The 16,523-nt window shown below is 73.0% G+C and carries 15 protein-coding genes; 8 read left to right on the forward strand and 7 right to left on the reverse strand.

The window, feature by feature from the left end:
- Nucleotides 1-221 precede the first annotated feature (221 nt).
- On the reverse strand, nucleotides 222-602 hold the full coding sequence (locus Q0994_RS12345; RefSeq protein ID WP_299532828.1) for a DUF192 domain-containing protein: 381 nt from the start codon (nucleotides 600-602) through the stop codon (nucleotides 222-224).
- Nucleotides 603-727: 125 nt separating this feature from the next.
- Between Q0994_RS12345 and Q0994_RS12350 the strand changes: the two genes are divergently transcribed.
- The 3 genes from Q0994_RS12350 (at nucleotide 728) to Q0994_RS12360 (ending at nucleotide 3,538) form a co-directional block, all read left to right on the forward strand.
- A complete protein-coding gene (locus Q0994_RS12350) occupies nucleotides 728-1,846 on the forward strand; it encodes an A24 family peptidase (protein WP_299532830.1) in 1,119 nt (372 codons plus the stop codon).
- 85 nt (nucleotides 1,847-1,931) lie between these two features.
- A complete protein-coding gene (locus Q0994_RS12355) occupies nucleotides 1,932-2,837 on the forward strand; it encodes a methyltransferase domain-containing protein (protein ID WP_299532832.1) in 906 nt (301 codons plus the stop codon).
- 257 nt (nucleotides 2,838-3,094) lie between these two features.
- Nucleotides 3,095-3,538 (forward strand): hypothetical protein, encoded by a 444-nt coding sequence (locus Q0994_RS12360; protein ID WP_299532834.1) that lies wholly within the window; start codon nucleotides 3,095-3,097, stop codon nucleotides 3,536-3,538.
- Between the two features lie 443 nt (nucleotides 3,539-3,981).
- Here Q0994_RS12360 and mgrA read toward each other — a convergent pair whose 3' ends face one another.
- Entirely contained in the window at nucleotides 3,982-5,019 is a 1,038-nt protein-coding gene (gene mgrA, locus Q0994_RS12365; RefSeq protein WP_299532837.1) for an L-glyceraldehyde 3-phosphate reductase, read from the reverse strand.
- Nucleotides 5,020-5,243: 224 nt separating this feature from the next.
- Here mgrA and Q0994_RS12370 point away from each other — a divergent pair, with 224 nt between their 5' ends.
- The 4 genes from Q0994_RS12370 to Q0994_RS12385 all read left to right on the forward strand — a co-directional run bounded on the left by Q0994_RS12370 (nucleotide 5,244) and on the right by Q0994_RS12385 (nucleotide 10,504).
- Nucleotides 5,244-6,005, forward strand: a complete 762-nt coding sequence (locus Q0994_RS12370; RefSeq protein ID WP_299533066.1) for an isoprenyl transferase — start codon at nucleotides 5,244-5,246, stop codon at nucleotides 6,003-6,005.
- Between the two features lie 460 nt (nucleotides 6,006-6,465).
- Nucleotides 6,466-7,782, forward strand: coding sequence for a PhoH family protein (locus Q0994_RS12375; protein WP_299532839.1), 1,317 nt, complete (start codon nucleotides 6,466-6,468; stop codon nucleotides 7,780-7,782).
- A gap of 396 nt (nucleotides 7,783-8,178) precedes the next feature.
- Nucleotides 8,179-8,886, forward strand: coding sequence for a lytic transglycosylase domain-containing protein (locus Q0994_RS12380; protein ID WP_299532840.1), 708 nt, complete (start codon nucleotides 8,179-8,181; stop codon nucleotides 8,884-8,886).
- A gap of 151 nt (nucleotides 8,887-9,037) precedes the next feature.
- Nucleotides 9,038-10,504: an AI-2E family transporter gene (locus Q0994_RS12385; protein ID WP_299532841.1), complete on the forward strand. Its 1,467-nt coding sequence runs from the start codon at nucleotides 9,038-9,040 to the stop codon at nucleotides 10,502-10,504.
- A 122-nt stretch (nucleotides 10,505-10,626) separates the two neighbouring features.
- On the opposite strand, the gene Q0994_RS12390 is transcribed toward Q0994_RS12385, so the two are convergent.
- Together Q0994_RS12390 and Q0994_RS12395 are read right to left on the reverse strand one after the other, a co-directional pair.
- The gene (locus Q0994_RS12390) at nucleotides 10,627-11,160 is read right to left on the reverse strand and encodes an alkyl hydroperoxide reductase (RefSeq protein ID WP_018550318.1); all 534 of its coding nucleotides are present in this window, start codon (nucleotides 11,158-11,160) and stop codon (nucleotides 10,627-10,629) included.
- A gap of 11 nt (nucleotides 11,161-11,171) precedes the next feature.
- Nucleotides 11,172-11,726, reverse strand: coding sequence for a peroxiredoxin (locus tag Q0994_RS12395; protein ID WP_299532842.1), 555 nt, complete (start codon nucleotides 11,724-11,726; stop codon nucleotides 11,172-11,174).
- Nucleotides 11,727-11,859: 133 nt separating this feature from the next.
- Between Q0994_RS12395 and Q0994_RS12400 the strand changes: the two genes are divergently transcribed.
- Entirely contained in the window at nucleotides 11,860-12,822 is a 963-nt protein-coding gene (locus tag Q0994_RS12400) for a hydrogen peroxide-inducible genes activator (RefSeq protein ID WP_299532843.1), read from the forward strand.
- A 65-nt stretch (nucleotides 12,823-12,887) separates the two neighbouring features.
- Here the strand turns inward: Q0994_RS12400 and Q0994_RS12405 are convergent, their stop codons facing one another.
- The 3 genes from Q0994_RS12405 to Q0994_RS12415 are packed head-to-tail and all read right to left on the reverse strand — an operon-like array spanning nucleotide 12,888 to nucleotide 16,491.
- Nucleotides 12,888-15,287, reverse strand: a complete 2,400-nt coding sequence (locus tag Q0994_RS12405) for an ABC transporter permease (RefSeq protein WP_299532845.1) — start codon at nucleotides 15,285-15,287, stop codon at nucleotides 12,888-12,890.
- Nucleotides 15,284-15,970: an ABC transporter ATP-binding protein gene (locus Q0994_RS12410; RefSeq protein WP_299532847.1), complete on the reverse strand. Its 687-nt coding sequence runs from the start codon at nucleotides 15,968-15,970 to the stop codon at nucleotides 15,284-15,286. The genes Q0994_RS12405 and Q0994_RS12410 overlap by 4 nt, the downstream gene beginning before the upstream one ends.
- Nucleotides 15,967-16,491 (reverse strand): PadR family transcriptional regulator, encoded by a 525-nt coding sequence (locus Q0994_RS12415; RefSeq protein ID WP_299532849.1) that lies wholly within the window; start codon nucleotides 16,489-16,491, stop codon nucleotides 15,967-15,969. Before Q0994_RS12415 ends, Q0994_RS12410 begins: the two co-directional genes overlap by 4 nt.
- Nucleotides 16,492-16,523: the final 32 nt, after the last annotated feature.

Here is a 16,523-nt window from a genome sequence, read left to right on the forward strand (position 1 = left end):
CCGCGGACAGCCGTCCCAGAGCATCGGGCCGCGCCGGGGTGACCACACCGGACCCCACCGTACTCAGCGGCGGAGCGGCGATCCTGCCCGGCACGGGAGCCCTCGGTAGTGGCGCGGGTGCCGGAGCGAGCAGCCCCAGCTCTCGCCGCGCGCGTCCCGGCCGTGCTCATCCGGCCGCGTTCATCCGGCCGCGTTCATCCGGCCGTGCTCACCGACCGCGTTCAGCCGTCCACCGCCGCGCCCGGCCGGATCTCCACCCGGACGCCGGGCCGCAGCCCCCATGCCTCCATCGCGCCGGCTTCCGCCTCCAGCACGTGGCGGGCCCGCAGCCGGGGCAGGCCGAGCCGGCCGGGGACCATCGTGCGGACGGTCAGCACGTTCAACTTCCGGTCCAGATAGGCCACATCGATGGCGAAGCGCATCCGGAAGGTGTGGACGCTGTTGCACGGGGTGATCAACAGGGCCCCGTCGACCCCGTCCTGCCCGAGCAGCCCGCGCCGGCGCGCCCGGTACGAGGCCGCCGTGCGCAGCGCCACTTCGTGCGTCGTCCCGGAGCCACTGCCGATGCCGAGTCGTCCCTCGCCGTCACGCCAAGTCCCCATGGGCCCCGACCGTAGCGCCCGCCGGAACGTTCCGGGAGGGCTTCGACGATCAGTGGGCCGGACGGAGCCGGCAGTGGGTCCACGGGCCCAAGCCCCCTGCGGGGCAGCGGTATTAGGGTCGCCCCGTGGACGCCACTCTGATCGTCGTCGCCGCCGCCTGGGGCGTCGCCACCGGGCTGCTGCTGCCGCGTGCGGCGTATCGCTTCGCCGTCGAGCCGGAGGAGGACCGACCGGACGCCTGCCCCGCCGGCCACCGGCTCACCGGCCCCGCACGCGGCTGGCTCGGCCCCGCCCGCTGCCCGGTCTGCGCCACCGCGGCCCGGAGCGACACGGGCGCGGCGGACATCACGGGCGCGGCGGACGTCACGGGTACGGCGGACGTCACGGGTGAGGCGGGCGGCACGGGTCCGGCGCAGGGCACCGGTACGGCGCAGGGCACCGGTACGGCGGGCGGCGCGGGATCGGCAGGAGGCGCGGGAACAGCGCCCCGACCCGAAGCCCCGAGCCGGGCGGCACCGGCGGCCCCGCGCCAACCGCCTGGTGCCCCGCCACCCCCCGGCGCCGAGCCCGTGCCGGGCGGCGGCCCCGCCCCCGACGGGGCCGCCCCGTCCACCGCCCCGCCCGCCGACGCGCCGCCCGCCCCGCCCGCCGACCCACCCCCCATCCCACCCTCCGCACCACGCGCCCCGCGCGTCTCGCCCGAAGGCCGTTACGCGCCGGGGCGGGCGGCTCCCGTCGTCACCGCGACGGTCTGCGTGCTGCTGGCCGCCGTCACGGGGCGGCACCCAGAACTCGCGGTCTGGCTGCTGCTCGCGCCCGTCGCCGTACTCCTCGCGGTCGTCGACCGGCGGGTGCACCGGCTGCCCGACGAACTGACGCTGACGCTCGCCGTCGCCGCCCCCGCCCTGCTGGGAGCAGCGGCGCTGCTGCCGGGCGCACGGGGGTCATGGACGGGCGCCCTGCTCGGCGCGGTCGTCCTCGGCGGCTTCTACCTCCTCCTCTTTCTGGTGAATCCGCAGGGCATGGGGTTCGGCGACGTGAAGCTCGCGCTGTCCCTGGGCGCGGTGCTCGGCTGGTACGGCTGGGCGGTCCTCTTCGCCGGAGGCTTCCTCGGCTTCCTCCTCGGCGCGCTCTACGGCCTCGGCCTCGTCCTCCTGCGCCGCGCGAACCGCCGGACCGGGATCCCCTTCGGCCCGTTCATGCTCGGGGGCGCGCTGATCGGCGTGCTCCTCGGCGCGGCCTGACGACTCCGCACGGCCGTTCGGCACGACCGGCCCGACCCGCCGTAATCCGCTCGCGCCACCCGTCCCGCGCTGCCACGCTGCACCCATGACCGAAGTCCCGCCCAGCGCCCCCGACCCGTCCGCCCCCGACCCGTCCGCCGTCGGTCCCGGTTCCCCCGGGCCCGGTTCCCGTGGCGGCACGGATGCCGACGCGACGGACGCCGCCTCGGCCGCGCGCTTCGAGGCGCTCGTCGCCGAGGCCGAGGCGGTCCCGGTGGACGGCTGGGACTTCTCCTGGTTCGCCGGCCGGGCGACCGAGGAACGGCCCTCCTGGGGATACGCGCGGGCCATGGCGGACCGGCTGGCACGGGCGCGGGCCGCGCTGGACATCCAGACGGGCGGCGGCGAGGTCCTCGCCGAGGCGCCCGTGTTCCCGCCGCTGATGGTCGCCACCGAGTCCTGGCCGCCCAACGTCGCCCGCGCCACGGCGAGGCTGCACCCGCGCGGAGCGGTCGTGGTGGTGGACGAGGACGGGCCGCCGCTGCCGTTCGGGGACGCGGCCTTCGATCTGGTGGTCAGCCGTCACCCGGTCACCACCTGGTGGGACGAGATCGCCCGGGTGCTGGCGCCCGGCGGGACCTACTTCTCCCAACAGGTGGGCCCCGCCTCCGTCTTCGAACTGGTCGAGTACTTCCTCGGGCCCCAGCCGGCCGAGGCCCGTGCGCGCCGCGACCCGGAGCGCGCCCGCTCCGAAGCCGTGGCCGCCGGACTCGACGTCGTGGACCTGCGCCACGAGCGGCTGCGCACGGAGTTCCACGATATCGGCGCGGTCGTGCACTTCCTGCGCAAGGTGGTCTGGATGGTGCCGGACTTCACCGTGGCGCGCTACCGCCGCCGGCTCGCCGCGTTGCACCGGCTGATCGAGGCCGAGGGCCCGTTCGTCGCGCACACCACCCGGTTTCTCATCGAGGCACGCAAACCCCCGGCCCGTGCCCCGTCCACGGCCGGCTGAGCGCGCGGCGGGTGACCCGTCGCGGCGGACGCCGGGCACCGGGCGCGGGGTGGTCACGGCGTGCGGCGACTGCACGCCGAGGGCCCGGTTCCGGCGGTGCACGCGCCGCCCGGCCCCGGCCGGGGCGGGCGGTCCTCGCTCCGGCAGGTCGGCGGGTTTCCGCCCGGAGCGTCAACGCCCACCACATACCGCACCCTTGGCGGCGCGGGGTGAGATGCTGGCCCGGCGGGGCGGTGGAGTGAGCGAGGGAGCGGGCCGTGACGGTGGGGAGCGAAGAGCACGGAGCGCGCGCCGGAAGGCACCGCTCCGGCGAGTCCGACTGGCTCCGGGGTGCCTGGATCACCGCCGTGCACGGGATCTTCTACCTGCCGGAGGGCAGGACCGGAGGGGCCGAGGCGGTCGAGTTCGTCCGTACCGACGGTCGGTCCGTCCTGATGACCTGCGCCTCCGACCGGACGCTCGGGATCACGGCCGGCGCCTGGCCGGACCTCCCCGCCTGGTGTGTGCCGCCCGCGCAGTGGGGCCGGGCCCCGCTGGCCTGCCTGCCCCCACCGCCGTACGGAGGAGCCTGGACGGTGGTCGGCACCGAGGAACGCCGGGACGAGCACGGCGAGGTCCACGAGGCGCTCGTGCGCTGCCTCGACGGAGCCTTCCGCGTGGTCGCCGGCGACACCATGCTGATCGACTTCTCGCCCCACTGAACGTGCCGTCCGGACCGCCCCGGCCCCGGACCACACCGACCACCCCGGCCGCTCCGGCCGCTCCGGCCGCCGGGAGCATCCCCGCCGCCCCGGCTCTGCCCCACGCGGCGGCCCACCACCCGCACGTCCATCCGTCCGCCGGGGCGAACACCGCCGGTACGAACGCCCACGCGTCAAGCCGGCGACCCGTCTCCGCCACCCCCGTGGCACCGCGTTCCCGGCGGCCCACCACCGTGCTCCTCCTGCCCGGAACGGAGTCCGCCGATTCCGGAGAGTAGTGGTCGTGTGCCGCAGCACGCGTCCGCACTTACGAAGGGTTATGGTGGAAACCCCCCCTCGGGCCGGTCCGTACCCCCCCACGGACCGGCCCGTTTTCCGTGCCCGCACCCGGTGCCGCCGCGGTCGCCCCGCGCTCCGGGCTCCGCCGCTCCGGGCTCCCCGCGTCAGCCGCGTGCGGCCCAGATGTTGGTGCCGGCGGTGTCCACCGCGAACTCGTCGATCCGGGCCAACTCCTCGGCCGTGAGCGGCGGTCCGGCCAGGGCGGCGACGTTCTCCTCCAACTGGGCCACGCTCGACGCGCCGATCAGCGCCGAGGTCACCCGGCTGTCCCGCAGCACCCAGGCGAGTGCGAGCTGCGCCAGCGACTGCCCCCGCTCCTGGGCGAGTGCGTGCAGGCCGCCGAGCCGCCGCAGCACCTCGTCCGAGAGCAGCGCCGGGTCCAGGGACTTGCCCTGCGTCGCCCGCGACCCGGCCGGGATGCCGTGCAGGTACTTGTCGGTGAGCAGCCCCTGGGCCAGCGGCACGAAGGCGATGCACCCCATGCCCGCCGCCTCCAGCACGTCCAGCAGGCCGTCGTCCTCGATCCAGCGGTTGATCATCGAGTAGGACGGCTGGTGGATCAGGGCCGGTACGCCCATCTCCTTCAGCAGCCGGGCGGCCTCGGCCGTCTGCTCCGCGGTGTACGAGGAGACGCCGACGTAGAGCGCCTTGCCCTGCTGGACGGCGGAGGCGAGGGCCCCCATCGTCTCCTCCAGCGGGGTGTCCGGGTCGAAGCGGTGCGAGTAGAAGACGTCGACGTGGTCGAGACCCATCCGGCCGAGCGAGGCGTCCAGCGAGGAGAGCAGGTACTTGCGCGACCCCCATTCCCCGTACGGGCCCGGGTGCATCAGGTAGCCCGCCTTGGTGGAGATGATCAGCTCGTCGCGGTACGGCGCGAAGTCCTGGGCGAACAGCGTGCCGAAGTTCCGCTCGGCCGATCCCGGCGGCGGGCCGTAGTTGTTCGCCAGGTCGAAGTGGGTCACCCCGAGGTCGAAGGCGCGGCGCAGGATCGCCCGCTGGGAGCCGAGGGAGCGGTCGTCGCCGAAGTTGTGCCACAGGCCCAGGGAGACGGCGGGGAGCTTGAGCCCGCTGCGGCCGGAGCGGCGGTACTCCATGGAGTCGTAGCGCGCCGGGGCGGCCACGTGGGGGATGGTTTCAGTCACGTTTCACTGCTTATCACGGAGTTGTGACAGGCCGGGTTGGGCCCCCGCCACCCGCCCGCAGTAATGTGGCGGCTTCGGGGAGCGCCTGTGCGGCGCCGCGGCCGCCCGCCGGTGCGGGCGCCTCGCGCGGACGTCATGGCGACCCCTCACGGGGCCACGGACCCCGGCCCCCGGTGCGGGGGAGGCGGGCCGGCGACCCGCACGGAACCGAGAGGGTGAACTCAGTGAACTTGCGCGACCTGGTGTACGGACTCTACGCACGCCGGGTGGAAGGCCGCCTGGACCACTCCCAGGTGCCCAAGCACATCGGTGTCATCCTCGACGGCAACCGCCGCTGGGCCAAGGCGTCCGGCGGGTCCGCCGTCCAGGGCCACCAGGCCGGGGCCGACAAGATCTCCGAGCTGCTCGGCTGGTGCAGCGAGACGGACGTCGAGGTGGTCACCCTCTGGCTGCTGTCCACGGACAACTTCGACCGGCCCGAGGCCGAACTCGTCCCGCTGCTCGGCATCATCGAGAACACCGTGCGCAACCTCGCGGCGGACGGCCGCTGGCGGGTCCACCACGTCGGCACCCTCGACCTGTTGCCCGCCCGCACCCAGACCGTGCTCAAGGAGGCGGAGGAGCGCACCGCGGGCGTCGACGGGATAATCGTCAACGTCGCGGTCGGCTACGGCGGACGCCAGGAGATCGCGGACGCCGTGCGTTCGCTGCTCCAGGAGCACGCCGCCAAGGGCACCACCTTCGAGGAACTGGCCGAGATCGTCTCCACCGACCTCATCTCCGAGCACCTCTACACCCGGGGCCAGCCCGACCCGGACCTGGTGATCCGCACCAGCGGCGAGCAGCGCCTGTCCGGCTTCATGCTGTGGCAGAGCGCGCACTCCGAGTACTACTTCTGCGAGGTGTTCTGGCCGGCCTTCCGCAAGGTCGACTTCCTCCGCGCGCTCCGCGACTACGCCGCCCGCCACCGGCGCTACGGGGCCTGACGGACGGCCCCGCGCCGTCCCCTTCCCACACGTGCCGCACGGCTTCCCCGCGGAAGCCGCACGACGGGCGCTCCCGGCACCGGGGGCGCCCGTCCGGCTTGGCGGGCGCCTCTTCCGGGGGACCCCGGAAGGGGGCGTCATCACCCCGTCACCGCGCGTCCACCAGGAAGCATCCGCATCGTGGAGCAGCTCCCTGCATGTCTTCGCGTGCGGGAGGGCATACCCCTGTCAGGTCGACGTCCGGTCAGTAGCCGGGCGGACGTCGTGTCCATGCGGACGGCACCGCCGCCCGCCCGGGAGGCCCTTTGCACACGAAGGACCGTACGCACCGTACGGCCGACGCGGAGGGCCGGCGTTCGGCCCCGCGCTTCGGGCCCGAACCCGGTCCGTCCTCTTCCTCCGGGAAGTCCCGCGACGCCCGTCGCACTCCCCGTCCTCGTCCGAGGGGGTACGTCCTTCCGTGGTGACCAGCACTAAGCGCCGCATGCCCGACAGGCGCACTTACGTTCTCGACACCAGCGTCCTGCTGGCCGACCCCAACGCCATGGCCCGGTTCGACGAGCACGAAGTCGTGCTCCCGATCGTCGTGGTCACGGAGCTGGAGGCCAAAAGGCACCACCCCGAACTCGGTTACTTCGCCCGGCAGGCCCTGCGCCTGCTGGACGACTTCCGGGTCCGCTACGGGCGGCTGGACGCCCCGATCCCGCTGGGGGATCTGGGCGGCACCCTCCGTGTCGAGCTGAACCACTCCGATCCCGGCGTACTGCCGGCCGGTTACCGGTTGGGGGACAACGACTCACGCATCCTCGCCGTCGCACGCAACCTCCAGGCCGAGGGGTACGACGTCACCGTCGTCTCCAAGGACCTGCCGCTGCGCATCAAGGCGTCCTCGGTCGGGCTGCTCGCCGAGGAGTACCGTGCCGAACTCGCCATCACGGACTCCGGCTTCACCGGCATGGCGGAGCTGTCGCTCTCCGGCGAGCAGGTGGACCTGCTCTTCGGCGAGGAGACGCTCTACGTCCCCGAGGCGTCCGAGCTGCCCGTGCACACCGGCCTGGTGCTCCAGTCGGAGCGCGGCAAGGCCCTCGGCCGGGTCACGGCGGAGGGCAACGTGCGGCTGGTGCGCGGCGACCGCGAGGCGTTCGGCATCCACGGCCGCAGCGCCGAGCAGCGGATCGCGCTCGACCTGCTGCTCGACCCGGACGTCGGCATCGTGTCGCTCGGCGGCCGGGCCGGCACCGGCAAGTCGGCGCTCGCGCTGTGCGCGGGCCTCGAAGCCGTCCTGGAGCGCCGCCAGCACCAGAAGGTGATGGTCTTCCGTCCGCTGTACGCGGTCGGCGGCCAGGAGCTCGGCTATCTCCCCGGCAGCGAGTCCGAGAAGATGAGCCCGTGGGCGCAGGCGGTCTTCGACACGCTCTCGGCGGTCGCCGGGCGCGAGGTCATCGAGGAGGTGCTGGGGCGGGGGATGCTGGAGGTCCTGCCGCTCACCCACATCCGCGGCCGGTCGCTGCACGACGCGTTCGTGATCGTCGACGAGGCGCAGTCGCTCGAACGCAACGTCCTGCTGACCGTGTTGTCCCGTATCGGGGCTAATTCCCGTGTCGTCCTCACGCACGACGTGGCCCAGCGGGACAACCTCAGGGTCGGCCGGTACGACGGAGTGGTCGCCGTGGTCGAGAAGCTGAAGGGGCATCCGCTCTTCGCCCATGTGACGCTCACGCGTTCGGAGCGGTCGCAGATCGCCGCACTGGTGACCGAAATGCTGGAAGAAGGGTAGTTCTGACCCGGCTGTCCCACCGATGCCGCCCGGCGAGCCAAGGAGCTTAGCCGGGCGGCATCGTGCTGCGCCGTCATTTCCGCCGAACGGATGGCGTAAACAACGTGTGAGCTTTCCCACGCACCAGAGAATTGCCTCCCGGTGTCCGCGTCCGGCAGAGTCTTGCTTCCGTCAGGCCCCGCATACGGCACTCGAGTACCTCCCGAGGTACTCAGCACCACACAACTCAACAACCGCCGTCCGTATGCCGCCCGCGAGCACCACGCGGCGTTCCCCGCAGGGGGACCGTCCACCGGGCCCGTGCCTCCCGTGACCCATGCAGTAGGGAGGCCAGTGTCATGGGGCACGATCGCGCCCGCGAGGTCACCTAAGCGGGCGATGCTGGAAGGACACCGTGTGAGCCGGATCTCGGTCCGGGGGTTCGCAGTGGCATCAGCCACCGCGGTCACCACCGTTGGCGCCGTCGTAGGCGTTGCGTCGGGCAGCACCCCCGCTGTCGCGGACAACGACTTCGAGGCGACCGCAGCCGACACCACGCTGCTCGCAGACATCCCCGCGGGCCAGCAGGCCCAGGTCCAGACCGCTTCGCTGACGCAGCAGGCCGATGCCCAGGCATCCGCCGCGGACGCCGCCGCGAAGAAGTCGGCCGAGGAGAACGCCCGGCTGCAGGCCGCCAAGGACGCGAAGTCCAAGAAGTCGGCGGCGGACAAGGCCGAGAGGCAGCGCAAGGAGGCCGAGGCGCGGGAGAAGGAAGAGCGCGCCAACCGGTCCGCCATCCGCTCCGCCTCGTCGTTCGCGTCCCAGGGCTCGTACAGCGTGGCCGAAGTGCAGGCGATGGCCCGGCAGATGATCCCCGCCGACCAGTTCCAGTGCTTCAGCAACATCGTGAACCACGAGTCCTCGTGGAACTACCGTGCGAGCAACGCCTCTTCCGGCGCGTACGGCCTGGTCCAGGCGCTCCCGGGGTCCAAGATGTCGTCCGCCGGCGCCGACTGGCAGACCAACCCGGCCACCCAGATCAAGTGGGGCCTCAGCTACATGGACGGCCGCTACGGCAGCCCCTGCGGCGCCTGGTCCTTCTGGCAGGCCAACCACTGGTACTAGACGTACCCGCGGGCCCTCCTCCGGGACGCCCGCCGCTCCGCCTCCGCGATGCCCCGCACCGTCCCTCGGTGCGGGGCTTCGCGCGTGTACGGTCGCATCTGACCGTTCGGGGGTAGACGGTGGTGGACCGCATGGGGGAGAGGGAACACAGATGTCGAAACTGCCAGACAGACTCAACCATTTCGGCACCCGGCTGACGGAGTGGGCCGACCGGATGGAACAGCGCCGGGCCGCCACCACGGGGGTGCACGAGGACCACCTCGCCGCGCACGGCGCCACCGGCCCCCCGTACGGAACGGACGACGGCTCCGGGCCACAGGTGCCCGCGCCGCCCGCCTACGCCCCCGACGTCACGGCCCGGCCCGACCCGGTCGCCTCCATCCCCTGGGGGATGCGGGTGGCGGCCGAGGCGGGCTGGCGGCTGCTGGTGCTCGCGGGGACGCTGTGGGTGCTGATGCGGGTCATCAGCGCCGTGCAGCTCGTCGTGCTGGCCTTCGCGGCGGCGCTCCTGGTGACCGCGCTGCTCCAGCCCACCGTGGTCCGGTTGAAGAACCTCGGGCTGCCGCGCGGCCTCGCCACCGCCGTCACCGCGGTGCTGGGCTTCGTGGTGATGGGCCTCGTCGGCTGGTTCGTGGTGTGGCAGGTGATGGACAACATCGACACCCTCTCCGACCGGGTCCGCGACGGCATCGACGAACTGAAGCGCTGGCTGCTCGACAGCCCGTTCCACGTCACCGAGTCGCAGATCAACGACATCGCGCAGAACCTCAGCGACACCATCGGCACCAACACCGAGGAGATCACCTCCGCCGGGCTCCAGGGCGTCACGGTGATGGTCGAGTTCCTCACCGGGATGCTGCTGGCGATGTTCTCGACGCTGTTCCTGCTCTACGACGGCAAGCGGATCTGGCTGTGGTCGCTGAAGCTGGTGCCCGCCCAGGCCCGCCCCGGGGTCGCCGGCGCCGGACCCCGCGCCTGGCACACCCTCACCGCCTACGTGCGCGGGACAGTGCTGGTCGCCCTCATCGACGCGATCTTCATCGGCCTCGGGATCTACTTCCTGGACGTGCCGATGGCGGTGCCGCTGGCGGTGTTCATCTTCCTGTTCGCCTTCATCCCGCTCGTCGGCGCCGTGGTGTCCGGCGCGCTGGCGGTCGTGGTGGCGCTGGTCACCGAAGGCGTGTTCACGGCGCTGATGGTGCTGCTGGTGGTGCTCGCCGTGCAGCAGATCGAGGGCCACATCCTGCAGCCGTTCATCCTCGGCCGGGCGGTCCGGGTCCACCCGCTGGCGGTCGTGCTCTCGGTCGCGGCCGGCGGCATGGTCGCCGGGATCGGCGGAGCGGTCGTCGCGGTGCCCCTGGTGGCGGTGACCAACACGGTGGTCGGCTATCTGCGGGCGTACAGCCGGAACGAGTCGACGCGCCGCGCGCCCCAGCCGCGCGGGGCCTCCGCGCTCGCCGTGGCGCCCACCGCGGCGCCCGGCTCCCGGCCCGAGGACCGGTACGAGGAGTACACCGAGGAGGAACCGGCCCCACGCGAGCCGGGAGCACCGGACCAGGCGCCCCCGGACGACGGGCGGGTGCCCGGCGCCGACGGGGAGGAGCGGCCCGGAACCTGACACCCGCCGCGCCCGGACACGGGGGTGCGGGCGCGGCACGCGGTGCGGGACATGAAGAAGGGGCCCCGCGGACGGTCGGTCGTCCGCGGGGCCCCTTCCCGTACAGGGGTGTCGCTGTCCTGCTATTCGGCGAGCACGGCCTCGGCTTCGAGGGTCACGCCGACCGCCTGGATCACCGAAGCGATCTTGACGGCTTCCTGAATGGTCTCACGGTCCACGCCGGCCTTGCGGAGCACCTGCTCGTGGGAGTCCAGGCACTGGCCGCAGCCGTTGATCGCGGAGACGGCGAGCGACCACAGCTCGAAGTCGACCTTCTCCACGCCCGGCTTGCCGATGACGTTCATCCGCAGGCCCGCACGGAGGTTGCCGTACTCCGGGTCCGACAGCAGGTGCCGGGTCCGGTAGAACACGTTGTTCATCGCCATGATGGCGGCTGCCGACTTCGCGGCGGTGTACGCCTCCGCGGAGAGGTTGGCCTTCGCCTCCGGCTCCAGCTCACGCAGCACCTTCGGCGAGCGCGAGGCGATCGCGCAGGCCAGGACGGTGCCCCAGAGCTGCTGCTGCGGGAGCTCGCTGTTGCCGATGACCGAACCGAGGTTCAGCTTCAGGTCCTTGGCGAAGTCCGGAACGGCGGCCTTCAGTTCGTCGAGTGCCATGTCGTGTCAGCTCACTCGCCCGAGAGGAGCGCGACCGGGTCGAGGGTGTTCTCGCCCTTGGTCCAGTTGCACGGGCACAGCTCGTCGGTCTGCAGGGCGTCCAGGACCCGCAGGACCTCCTTGGGGTTACGGCCCACGGAGCCGGCGGTCACCATCGTGAACTGGATCTCGTTGTTCTGGTCGACGATGAAGACGGCGCGCTGCGCGAAGCCGTCCTCGCCCTCGATGCCGAGGTCGCGCATGAGCTCGTGCTTCGAGTCGGCCATCATCGGGAAGGGCAGGTCGGTCAGGTCCGGGTGGTCCTTGCGCCAGGCGTGGTGCACGAACTCGGAGTCGCCGGAGAAGCCCAGGATCTGCGCGTCGCGGTCCGCGAACTCGTCGTTCAGCTTGCCGAACGCGGCGATCTCGGTCGGGCAGACGAAGGTGAAGTCCTTGGGCCACGCGAAGACGACCTTCCACTGACCCTCGTAGGTCTTGTGGTTGATCTGCTCGAACTCCTTGCCGCTCTCCAGCGAAACGCAGGCGGTCAGGTCGAACTCGGGGAACTTGTCACCGACAGTGAGCACGCGCTCTCCTTGCAGCTTAGGACATCCCTTTTTGGGGGACTTCCTGGGGGGTTGGACGGCTTCCACCTTGGCACAGAGTGCATTGATCACGGAAATAGCTACACTCGGTCGGGATGATCGGAGGTGCCTATCAGTGGCTCAGATGAACCAGGGCAACAGGACCAAACAGCCCAGCCTCGCGCAGCTGCGCGCCTTCGCGGCCGTCGCCGAGCATCTGCACTTCCGGGACGCGGCGGCATCGATCGGGATGAGTCAGCCGGCGCTCTCCGGGGCGGTCTCCGCGCTGGAGGAGGCACTGGGTGTCCAGCTCATCGAGCGTACGACGCGCAAGGTGCTGCTCTCGCACGCCGGGGAGCGGCTCGCCTCCCGCACCGGGGTGGTGCTCGACGCGATGGGCGCGTTCATGGAGGAGGCCGAGGCGGTCCGGGCGCCGTTCACCGGGGCGCTGCGGCTCGGGGTGATCCCGACCGTCGCCCCGTACCTGCTGCCGACCGTGCTGCGGCTGGTGCACGGCGGCTATCCGGCGCTCGACCTCCAGGTGCACGAGGAGCAGACCTCCTCGCTGCTGGACGGCCTCGCCGGGGGCAGGCTCGACCTGCTGCTGCTCGCCGTGCCGCTGGGCATGCCGGGCGTGGTCGAACTGCCGCTCTTCGACGAGGACTTCGTCCTGGTGATGGAGGAGGGCCACCCGCTCGGCGGGCGGGTGGACGTACCCCGGGAGGCGTTGCGCGACCTGCCGCTGCTGCTGCTCGACGAGGGGCACTGCCTCCGTGACCAGGCGCTGGACGTCTGCCGGGAGGCGGGGCGCACCGCCGGCGCGCCGGTGACGACGACCGCGGCCGGGCTCTCCACCCTGGTCCAGCTCGTCGCGGGCGGCCTCGGGGTGACGCTGCTGCCGAGGACCGCGGTGGCGGTGGAGACCGGCCGCAACCCGGCCCTCACCACCGCCGACTTCGCCGCCCCCGCGCCCTCCCGGCGGGTCGCGCTGGCGATGCGCGCCGGGGCCGCCCGGCACCTGGAGTTCGAGGAGTTCGCCGCCGCCCTGCGCACCGCGATGACCGACCTGCCGGTCCGGATCCCGGAGGCGCGGGGCTGACGCCGGGCGGCGGGGCTGACGCCGGGCGGCGGGGCGGCACGCGTGCCGCCCCGCCGCCCGCGGGCTCATTCCGTGCGGAGCCCGGAGGGCCGCGTCATCCGGTACAGCGGCGGCAGCGCCACCAGCGTGACCAGCACGATCAGCGCCGCCCCCGCGCCCGCCATCGGCAGGAACACCCACCACCGGGTCACCTCCTTGCCGATCATCCAGGTGAGCATCGCGCCGAGGCCCAGGCCGCCGGCGACGGCCGTCGCGAGGCCCACCACCACCGGTACCGCCGTCTGCCAGAGCACCGACCGGGCGAGCGTCGAGCGGCGGGTCCCGAAGGCGACCAGCACCGAGAGCACCCGCCGGCGCTCCCGCAGCTGTTCGATCTGCTGCACCAGCAGCGACGCGGCGATCAGCAGCAGCACCAGGGTGGAACCGACCTGGAGCCCCGTCTGGATGGTGGCGTACTGGGTGCTGCGCACGGTGGAGGTGAGCTCCACGACCCGCGCCCCCGGGTCGAGCCGGACGGCGGTGTTGCGTACGTACTCCGAGACGTCCTCGACGTCCTCGTCCACCAGGACCTGGGTGACGACCGAGGCGCTCGGCAGGGTGGCCGGGTCGATCGCGCCGACGGTCGCCAGGATGCCGTCGCGCATCTCGCCCCGCGGGTCCCTGCGGCCGGTGACCGTGCGCGCGTCCGCCGGCAGCGTCCAGCGCAGCGGCTCGCCGCCGGAGTACGAGTCGACCTGGACCACCTCGCCCTTGCGGGCGGTCCGGTCGACCCACGCGGACATGTCCGGGTCGTTCGCGGGGTGGGCGACGAAGACGTCCCCCTCCTCGCAGGCGCCGATCCGGGCGATCTCGCGCAGGGTGCCGCAGTCGCCGACGGTGAGTCCGGCGGTGGGCTGGATCTGGTCCTCGGTGTAGTGGCCCGGCCTGGTCGCGTACGCCTCGACGGTGCCGATCACCTTCCGCACGCCCTCGGTCGCGCGGAACGCCTCGATCGATGTGACCGCGGCGTCGCCGGTGACGTGTTCCGAGGTGATGGAGAACTGGGCCCGCGAGGGATCCTCGCCGGTGATGCGGGTGAACTCGTCGCCCATCGCCGCGAAGATCATCTGCAGCGCCACCGCGCCCGCCACCGCCACCGTGACCCCGCTGACCGCGCGGGTCGCCGTGGCGCTGTCCGACTGGAGGCGCCGGACGGCCAGTTGCCAGGACACCGGACCGCCGCGCAGCCGGCGCACGCAGACCTCGACCAGCCACGGCAGCAGCAGTGCCAGGCCGAACAGCACCAGCGTGGCTCCCACCGCGATCGGCGCCGGCCGGACCGGGGTGAACTCGTCCACCCTGCCCGTGTGCAGCAGGACGGCCGCCCCGGCGAGCGGCATCACCAGCCGCCACCAGAGCCGCCGGCCCCGGTGACGGCCCCCGCGCTCCACGCCCAGCGGCTCGACCACCACGGCGCGCATCGCCGCCAGCGTCACCAGCACCGCGCAGAGCGGCACGGAGACGGCGACCAGCAGCGAGAACCACGGACCGGGCACCAGGTCGGCCGGGAAGGCGCTGACGTTCCACACCCGGAACGAACCGGCGAAGCTCCGGGCCACCAGGAAGATCCCCAGCCCCACCAGCAGTCCGAGCACCGCGCCGAACAGCGCCTCGCCCGCCGCCATCCAGCGGGTCGTCCGGATGTCCGCGCCGACCAGCCGCAGCGCGGCGAGCCTGCGGTCCCTGCGTTCGCCGCCGAAGCGGACCGCGGTGGCGATGAAAAGGCCCACCGGTACCAGCAGCACCACGCACACCATCACCAGCAGGACCACCAGCAGCGGGGCCAGTGGTTCGGCCGCACCGTCGTCGCCGTACGCGGCGAGGCGGTGGCCGCCGTCGGCCGCGGTCAAGGCGTCGCGGCCCGCGTAGTAGCGCAGTTCGTCGGGGGAGACCAGACCGGCGTCCCCGATGGTGCCGGTGATCGCGTACGGCAGGCGTTCGCGCAGCAGCCGGCCCTCGGAGGAGGCGAGCAGCTCCCTCAGCGCGGGGGAGACGTACATCGCCCCGTCCGCCGGGAGGGCCGGGATGCCCGGCGGCAGTACCGGCCGCGTGCCCTCGGCGCGCATCAGGAAGCCGGCCACGGCCCGGCCGCGGAACTCCGTCTCGGCGCCGAGCCGCAGCACCGTGGTGTCCGACTTCTCCGTCCGGGCGTCGGGCGCCGCCGACGTGCGGGCCTCCTCGCGTGCCCTGCTCCGCGCGTCCCGCTCCTCCAGCAGGTGCGGCACCGACGAGGCGACGAGCAGCAGCGCCACGCCGATCCCGACGCCGACGGCGGTGAGCAGGGTGCGGATCCAGCCCTCGCGCCCGCCGGAGGAGGCGAAGCGGATGCCGAACCCGAGATCCCGCAGCCGGGCGGCCGGCCAGGACGGGCCGGGGGCCGGTGCGGCCTCGTGGGGTGGGGCGTCCCGCCCGTCGATCAGCGTCATACGGCGTGCTCCAGATCGACGGCCCGGCCGTCGCGCACGGTGACGTCCCGGTCGGAGTAGGCGGCGACCCGCGCCTCGTGGGTCACCAGCACCACGGCGACCCGGGCCGACCGGGCCGCCTCGGTGAGCAGTTCCATGACCCGTTCGCCGTTGTACGAGTCGAGCGCGCCGGTCGGCTCGTCGGCGAACAGCACCTTCGGCGAGGAGGCGAGCGCACGGGCCACCGCGACCCGCTGGCCCTGTCCGCCGGATATCTCGCCGGGCCGCTCGGCGGCCAGGGATTCGACCTCCAGCCGCTCCATCCAGGTCAGCGCGGTCCGCTCGGCGGCCTTGCGGCGGACGCCGTTGAGGCGCAGGGGCAGGGCGACGTTCTCCACGCAGGTCAGCTCCGGCACGAGCCGGCCGAACTGGAAGACGAAGCCGAAGTCGCTGCGGCGCAGGGCGCTGCGGCCGGCGTCGGACATGCCGGACAGCTCGCGTCCGGCGTAGGTGACGGAGCCGGAGTCGGGGGTGACGATGCCGGCCAGGCAGTGCAGCAGGGTGGACTTGCCGGAGCCGGAGGGGCCCATCACGGCGACGACCTCGCCGGGGTGGACGGAGAAGGAGGCACCGTCCAGGGCGGGCGTCGAGCCGTAGGACTTGCGCAGGTCGCGGGCGACCAGCAGGGAGCCGTCGGGGGTCACCCGGTCACCGCCGCGGCGAGCTTGTCGAGGCGGGTGGCGGTGAGTTCCAGCCAGCGCAGGTCGGCTTCCAGGTGGAAGAGCGCGTGGTCGCAGATGAGCTGGTCGGCGAGGTCGCCGCGGCGCTTGCGGTCGGTGAGGACGCGCATCAGCCGCAGGTGCTCGGCGCGCTGCGCGTCCAGCACGCCGGCGGCGCTGCGGCCGGTCAGCAGTGCCAGCACCACCTTGGTGTACAGGGTCGACTGGAGGTACGGCTCCGGCTTCTCCGGCTGGGCGAGCCAGTCGGCGACGTCGGTGACGCCGGCCTCGGTGATCGCGTACCGCTTGCGCTCTGGACCGCCGTCACTCTCGACGCCGTCCACCTCGACGAGGCCGTTCTTCAGCAGCCGGGACATGGTCGAGTAGACCTGCCCGTAGTGCAGCGGACGGTCGTGGCCGAACTTCTCGTCGAAGGTGCGCTTCAGGTCGTAACCGTGGCGTGGGCCGGACTCCAGGAGCCCGAGCAGGGTGTGGCCGATAGACATGGGCAGTACTGTACACCGCGTGTATACCTACG

Source organism: uncultured Streptomyces sp., from assembly GCF_947488945.1.
Classification (GTDB): Bacteria; Actinomycetota; Actinomycetes; order Streptomycetales; family Streptomycetaceae; genus Streptomyces.